The organism is Streptomyces sp. NPDC054849, assembly GCF_053610945.1.
In genome coordinates, this window is sequence record NZ_JBSGZI010000072.1 from 35,372 (window position 1) to 41,980 (window position 6,609).

The 6,609-nt window shown below is 72.6% G+C and carries 4 protein-coding genes; 3 read left to right on the top strand and 1 reads right to left on the bottom strand.

Going from position 1 to position 6,609, the window contains the following annotated elements:
* Nucleotides 1-114 precede the first annotated feature (114 nt).
* Complete coding sequence (locus tag ACWGIF_RS26495; protein WP_453501113.1) at nt 115-1,464, top strand: ricin-type beta-trefoil lectin domain protein; 1,350 nt, start codon at nt 115-117, stop codon at nt 1,462-1,464.
* Between the two features lie 97 nt (nt 1,465-1,561).
* Here the strand turns inward: ACWGIF_RS26495 and ACWGIF_RS26500 are convergent, their stop codons facing one another.
* A complete protein-coding gene (locus ACWGIF_RS26500; RefSeq protein ID WP_453501115.1) occupies nt 1,562-2,788 on the bottom strand; it encodes an amidohydrolase family protein in 1,227 nt (408 codons plus the stop codon).
* A gap of 132 nt (nt 2,789-2,920) precedes the next feature.
* On the opposite strand from ACWGIF_RS26500, the gene ACWGIF_RS26505 reads away from it, so the two are divergent.
* Complete coding sequence (locus tag ACWGIF_RS26505; protein WP_453501117.1) at nt 2,921-6,067, top strand: BTAD domain-containing putative transcriptional regulator; 3,147 nt, start codon at nt 2,921-2,923, stop codon at nt 6,065-6,067.
* Nucleotides 6,068-6,239: 172 nt separating this feature from the next.
* Nucleotides 6,240-6,428 carry a hypothetical protein gene (locus ACWGIF_RS26510; protein WP_453501119.1) on the top strand — a complete coding sequence of 63 codons (189 nt, stop codon included), beginning with the start codon at nt 6,240-6,242 and terminating at the stop codon, nt 6,426-6,428.
* The last annotated feature ends 181 nt before the right edge of the window (nt 6,429-6,609 follow it).

The following is a 6,609-nucleotide window of genomic DNA, read 5'->3' on the forward strand; positions in this document are numbered from 1 at the left end:
ACTGCGGCTTGGAGATGTGCATTTGGCGTATTGATCTATCATCGCTTCGATTTCCGCCGCCCCTGCCATCGCCGGGCCGGTGGGAAGTGATCTCCGACGAGAGGCAACAAGCACGTGCGACTGACAGGCAAGCACCGGATATCCCTGGTTGCCGTGGCGGCCGCGGCCGCGATCGTGGGAAGTCTGCAGCTGCCCTCCACCGCGTTCGGCACCGAGGACACCGGGAGCACCGTGCCGCCGGCCGCGGAGGCGTCCGACTCCCCTGCACAGGCGCCGGGCTCCCCCACCGAGGCGCCCGATGGCCACACGGAGGACTCCGCCACCTACGGCAGCGACGGCACGGCCTTCAAGGACGGCGTCATGTCGCTCGGCGCGGAGCCTGCCCGGACCGCCGCGAGGACGGCCGCGGCCGCCGCGGCCGCACCGCCCCAGGGCGAGGGGTGGAAGCTGAGCGGTGCGACCAAATGGCTGCAGACCGGCTACACGATCAAGTTCTACGACCAGAAGTCCGCCGACTGGCTGGCCCCCTACGTCCAGGCGTCCGCCGCCGACCTTCGGCGCATCACGAACCTGCCGGTCACCGTCGACACCAAGCCCGTCGGCTGGGACTACGTACGGCCCAAGGGCGAAGTGATCGTCGGCGTCCTGCACCGCCCCTGCCTGCCCCCCGCCGGCGAAGGCAGCATGGGCAGCACCGGCTGGAAGGTGGTCCGCGACGGGTCGGGCAGCGCGAACCTCAGCTGCGGGTTCACCAACTCGTCCGTGGCCGAGACGGTGACCAGCGGCCACGCCTACATCGACAGCGAGTTCTTCACCTCGGCCGGCAAGCCCACCGCCGCCATGGGCGAGACGTACATGCGCAACCACATCAGCCACGAGCTCGGGCACACGCTGGGCCTGACGCACGCCAACCGGAGCCTCAACAAGAGCGACTGCGTCAAGGGGACCGACTCCGGGCAGTTCCCGGTCATGTGCTCGCCGGCGTACGCCTACCAGGACAAGCGCGCCGGCACATACGTCCAGCAGTTCGACGTCCAGGGCCTGCGCCGCCTCGCGGCCGGTGCCGGAGCCGCGCTCTCCCCGCAGGGCCGGGTGACCGGAATCGGCGCCAAGTGCCTGGACGTCAAGGGCGGCAAGGCGGCCAACGGCACGCAGATCCAGCTCTACACGTGCAACGGCTCCGCGGCCCAGTCGTGGATCCTGGGCAAGGACGGCACGTTCCGCGCGTTCGGCAAGTGCCTGGACAACGCGCGCAACGCGAGCACCGACGGCAACAAGATCAGCCTCTACGACTGCAACGGATCGGCCGCACAGCGCTGGTCCGTCAACGCCAAGGGCCAGATCGTCCACGTGGCGTCGGGCAAGGTCCTCGACGTGACCGGCGGCGCGACCGCCAACGGCACCGTGGTCCAGCTCTACACGGCGAACACGAACAAGCGCCAGGTCTGGGTCACCCCGAAGTAGCCCGGCCCCGCGCACCCAGAACGGGCGGCTCCCCCACGTCGTGGGAGCCGCCCGTGCGCCGGATCGTGCGCGGCGGAGCCGGGCGGGGCCTACGGGCTCAGGTCCCCGGACCCGCCCACAGGCCGTCCGGCGTGAGCCCCAGCAGGTCGATCGCGTTGCCGCGCACGATGCGGTCCACGACGTCCGGAGCCAGGTGGCCCATCTGGGCCTCGCCGACCTCGCGGGACTTCGGCCAGGTCGAGTCCGAGTGGGGGTAGTCCGTCTCGTAGAGGACGTTCGCGACGCCGATCGAGTCGAGGTTCTTCAGGCCGAAGGCGTCGTCGAAGAAGCAGCCGAAGACGTGTTCCGCGAAGAGCTCCGACGGCGGGCGGAGTACCTTGTCGGCGACTCCGCCCCAGCCGCGGTTCTCCTCCCAGACCACGTTCGCGCGTTCGAGGATGTACGGGATCCAGCCGATCTGGCCCTCCGCGTACATGATCTTCAGGTGGGGGAAACGCTCGAACTTGCCGCTCATCAGCCAGTCGACCATCGAGAAGCAGCAGTTGGCGAAGGTGATGGTGGAGCCCACCGCCGGCGGTGCGTCCGCCGAGGTGGACGGCATGCGCGAGGACGAACCGATGTGCATGGCGATGACCGTGCCGGTCTCGTTGCACGCTTCCAGGAAGGGGTCCCAGTCGTCCGTGTGGATGGAGGGGAGGCCCAGGTGCGGGGGTATCTCCGAGAAGGCGACCGCGCGCACGCCGCGCGCCGCGTTGCGGCGGACCTCCGCGGCGGCCAGGCGGGCGTCCCAGAGCGGGATCAGGGTGAGCGGGATCAGGCGGCCGCGGGCGTCCGGGCCGCACCACTCCTCCACCATCCAGTCGTTGTAGGCCCGTACGCCGAGGAGTCCCAGCTCACGGTCCTTGGCCTCGGTGAAGGTCTGGCCGCAGAAGCGGGGGAAGGTCGGGAAGCAGAGCGCCGACTGGACGTGATTGACGTCCATGTCCGCGAGCCGGTCGGGAACCGAGAAGGACCCCGGGCGCATCTGCTCGTAGGTGATGACTTCCAGTTTGATCTCGTCGCGGTCGTACCCGACGGCGGTGTCGAGGCGGGTGAGCGGCCGGTGCAGGTCCTCGTACACCCACCAGTCCCCGATCGGGCCGTCGTCGCCCTTCGCACCCATGACGGGGGCGAACTTGCCACCGAGGAAGGTCATCTCCTTCAACGGGGCGCGGACGACGCGGGGGCCGGTGTCCCGGTACCTGGACGGGAGACGGTCCCGCCAGACGTGGGGAGGCTCAACCGTGTGGTCGTCCACCGAGATGATCTTCGGGAAGGTCTCCATGTCTCATACGGTAGCGCTGATCTGACGTACCGTCAGCTACTTGGTCCGTGATCGGCCATGGACGGGCTGACGTGTACGCGCAAGACAGGGCAGACTGACCCTTACACCGAACGGAAGGCAGGGGGACGACAGATGGACGGCGTACCGGCCATCCCGCACCCGCGGAAACACCCCGAGGCCCCTACGGCCGCCGCCGTACGCGGAACCGGCCCGGGGACGACCCCCGCACCCGGCTCCGGTCCGGCGGCGGACGGGACCGCCCCGCGCCCCGCCGCCCCCGTCCGCGCACCCGCACCCCCCGTCCGCGCAACGGCCGCGGCCGAAGCCACCCCCGTCCGCGCAACCGCCACGGCCGACGCCACCGCCGCCCCCGGCGAGTCCCGCTTCGCCGTCCTCGGGCCCGTCCGCGCCTGGCGAGGCGCCGAGGCCCTGCCCTCCGGCACCCCCCAGCAGCGCGCTCTGCTCGCCGTCCTCCTGCTGCGCGACGGCCGCACCGCCACCGCGCCCGAGCTCATCGACGCCATCTGGGGCGAGGACCCGCCGCAGCAGGCCCTCGCCACCATCCGGACGTACGCCTCCCGCCTGCGCAAGGTCGTCGCCCCCGGGCTGCTCGTCACCGAGTCCGGCGGCTACGCCATCCGGCTGCGCTCCGCCGCCACCCTCGACCTCGGCATCGCCCGCAGCCTCGCCGCCGACGCCGAGGCGGCCCGCGCCGCCGGCGACCGCGTCCTCGCCCGCACGCTGCTGGCCCGCGCCCTCGACCTGTGGGAGGGCGAGCCGCTCGCCGGAGTCCCCGGCCCGGCGGCCTCGACCGAGCGCACCCGGCTCTCCGAATGGCGCCTCCAGCTGCTGGAGACCCGCCTCGACCTCGACCTGGAGGTCGGCCACCACGCCGAGGCCGTCTCCGAGCTCACCGCCCTCACCGCCGCCCACCCGCTGCGCGAACGCCTGCGCGAGCTGCTGATGCTCGCCCTCTACCGCAGCGGCCGGCAGGCCGAGGCCCTCGCCGTCTACGCCGACACCCGCCGGCTCCTCGCCGACGAACTGGGCGTCGACCCTCGCCCCGAGCTCGCCGCGCTCCAGCAGCGCATCCTGAACGCCGACGCCGACCTCGCCCGCGCGGAGGACCCGGCCCCGGCCACCGCAACCGTTCTTGTAAGGCCCGCCCAACTGCCCGCGACCGTACCCGACTTCACGGGCCGCTCCAGCTTCGTCGGCGAGCTCGGCGCCATCCTGTCCGGCGGCGCCCAGGATCAGGTCATGGCCGTCTCCGCGCTCGCCGGGATCGGTGGCGTCGGCAAGACCACCCTCGCCGTGCACGTCGCCCACGCCGCGCGCCCGCACTTCCCAGACGGCCAGCTCTACGTCGACCTCCAGGGCACCGAGGCCCGCCCCGCCGAACCGGAGGCCGTCCTCGGCTCCTTCCTGCGCGCCCTCGGCACCCCCGACACCGCCATCCCCGACTCCCCCGCCGACCGGGCCGCGCTCTACCGCTCCACCCTCGACGGCCGGCGCGTCCTGGTCCTCCTCGACAACGCCCGCGACGCCGCCCAGGTCCGCCCGCTGCTGCCGGGCACCGCCGGCTGCGCCGCCCTGGTCACCAGCCGGGTCCGCATGGCGGGCCTCGCCGGGGCCCACCTCGTCGACCTCGACGTCATGAGCCCCGAGGAGGCCCTCCAGCTCTTCACCCGGATCGTCGGGGAGGAGCGCGTCCGCGCCGAACGCCAGGCGGCCCTCGACGTCGTCGGCGCCTGCGGCTTCCTGCCGCTCGCCATCCGCATCGCCGCCTCCCGCCTCGCCGCCCGCCGCACCTGGACCGTCTCCGTCCTGGCCGCCAAGCTCGCCGACGAGCGCCGCCGCCTCGACGAACTCCAGGCCGGCGACCTCGCCGTCAAAGCCACCTTCGAGCTGGGGTACGGCCAGCTGGAGCCCGCCCAGCAGCGCGCCTTCCGCCTCCTCGGGCTCGCCGACGGCCCCGACATCTCGCTGTCCGCGGCCGCCGCCGTGCTCGACCTGCCCGAGCACGCCACCGAGGACCTGCTGGAGGCCTTAGTCGACTGCTCCCTCCTCGAATCCGCCGCCCCCGGCCGCTACCGCTTCCACGACCTCGTACGCCTCTACGCGCGTGCCTGCGCCGAGCGCGACGAGCAGCCGCCGAGCGGGCGCGAAGCGGCCCTGGACCGGCTGCTGGACTTCTACCTGGCCACCGCGTCGGGGGTGTACGCCCTGGAACGCCCCGGCGACCGGCTGCCCGCGCACCTGTCCGACACCCACTACCCCGGGCTGGTCTTCGCAGAACCGCGCGCCGCCCTGGACTGGCTGTACGCCGAGGCCGACCCGCTGCTGGCGTGCGTACGCCAGGCCGCCGTGCGGGGCGGCGAGACGCTGGTCCTGCGCCGGGCCGTGGACCTGCTGTGGGCGGCGAAGGACCTCGCCGAGTCCGGGGCCAACTCCAAGCAGTACGAGTCCGCCGCCGCCGCCCTGCGCGACGCCGCCCAGGCCGCCAAGGACCCGTACGCAGAGGGACGCGCCCGCACCACCCTCACCAACGTCCACCTCGTCGCGGGCCGCTTCACCGAGGCCGACGACGAGGCCCGCCAGGCCACCGCCCTCGCCCGCGAGGCCGGCGACCCGCTGCCCAGCTGCTGGGCGCCCAACGACCGCGGGATCATCGCCCTCTACGAGGGCCGGTACGCGGACGGCGAGCGGTACCTGCTGGAGGCCATCGAGAACTTCCGCGCCGACGCCAACAACGTCGGTGAGGCCAGTGCCCTGTGCAACCTCTCCCGCATCCACGTGGAGCTGGGCCGCCTCACCAGCGCCATAGACCTCGCCCAGCAGGGCATCGCCGTCTACGACCGGATGGGCCTGACCCTGCGCCTGGCCAACGGCCGCTACGCGCTGGGCATCGCCCTGACCCAGGCGGGCCGGCTCGGCGAGGCCCTCGCGCAGCTCACCGAGGCGTTGTCCCTCTTCCACGAGAACCGCCAGCCGCTGTGGGAGGGCGTGACCCACTTCCGGCTCGCCGAGGCCCACCTGGCCGCCCGCCGGCCCACCCTGGCCGCCTCGCACGCCGAACAGGCCATCGCGCTGCGCGGAATCGGCGGGGAGTGGCGCCGGGCGACCGTGCTGACCGTGCTGGGCAAAGCGCTGCGCCGACTGGGCCAGACCGACCGCGCACGTGCGTGCTGGCGGGACGCGGAGACCGTCTTCCAGCAGCTGGGGTCCGCCGAACTGGCCGAGGTGCAGGCTCTGCTGGCCTCGGAGGTCGCAGCCTGACCTGCGGCGGAGCCGGATGAGCGAGGCGTTCATCGTTCGTTTATCACCCCGCGGCACGATAAGTGCATCGACCCGGAGCAACGGGGGAAGCCCGGGCCGGTTGGAGGACTACCCGTTCGGCGGTCATCGGGGGAATCGCCGAACGGGCCCTACCCATCCATCAGGAGAATCGATGACGACGAACGAGAACATCCTGCCGAACGACGGTGGCGTCAAGCCGCTCGACAACCACGCCTCGGGCGTCGAGATCGAGACTCTGGACAATCACGCGTCGGGCATCGAGATCAAGCCGACCGAAGAGCCCGCTGCCGGCGAGGAGATCCAGACGCTGGACAACCACGCGTCCGGTCCGCGCCCGTAGGACGCACACGGCACCACGCAGAACGCATGACGCAGGACGCACGACGTACGGGGGATCAACGGGGGATCAGCGTACGGGGGATTCGACGGGGGGACGGGGGTGGGCGGGGGGGGCGGGGGGGGGGCCCCCCCGCAACGGCGCGGCACCGCACCACCGACCGCACCCCGGCAGGGACAACCCC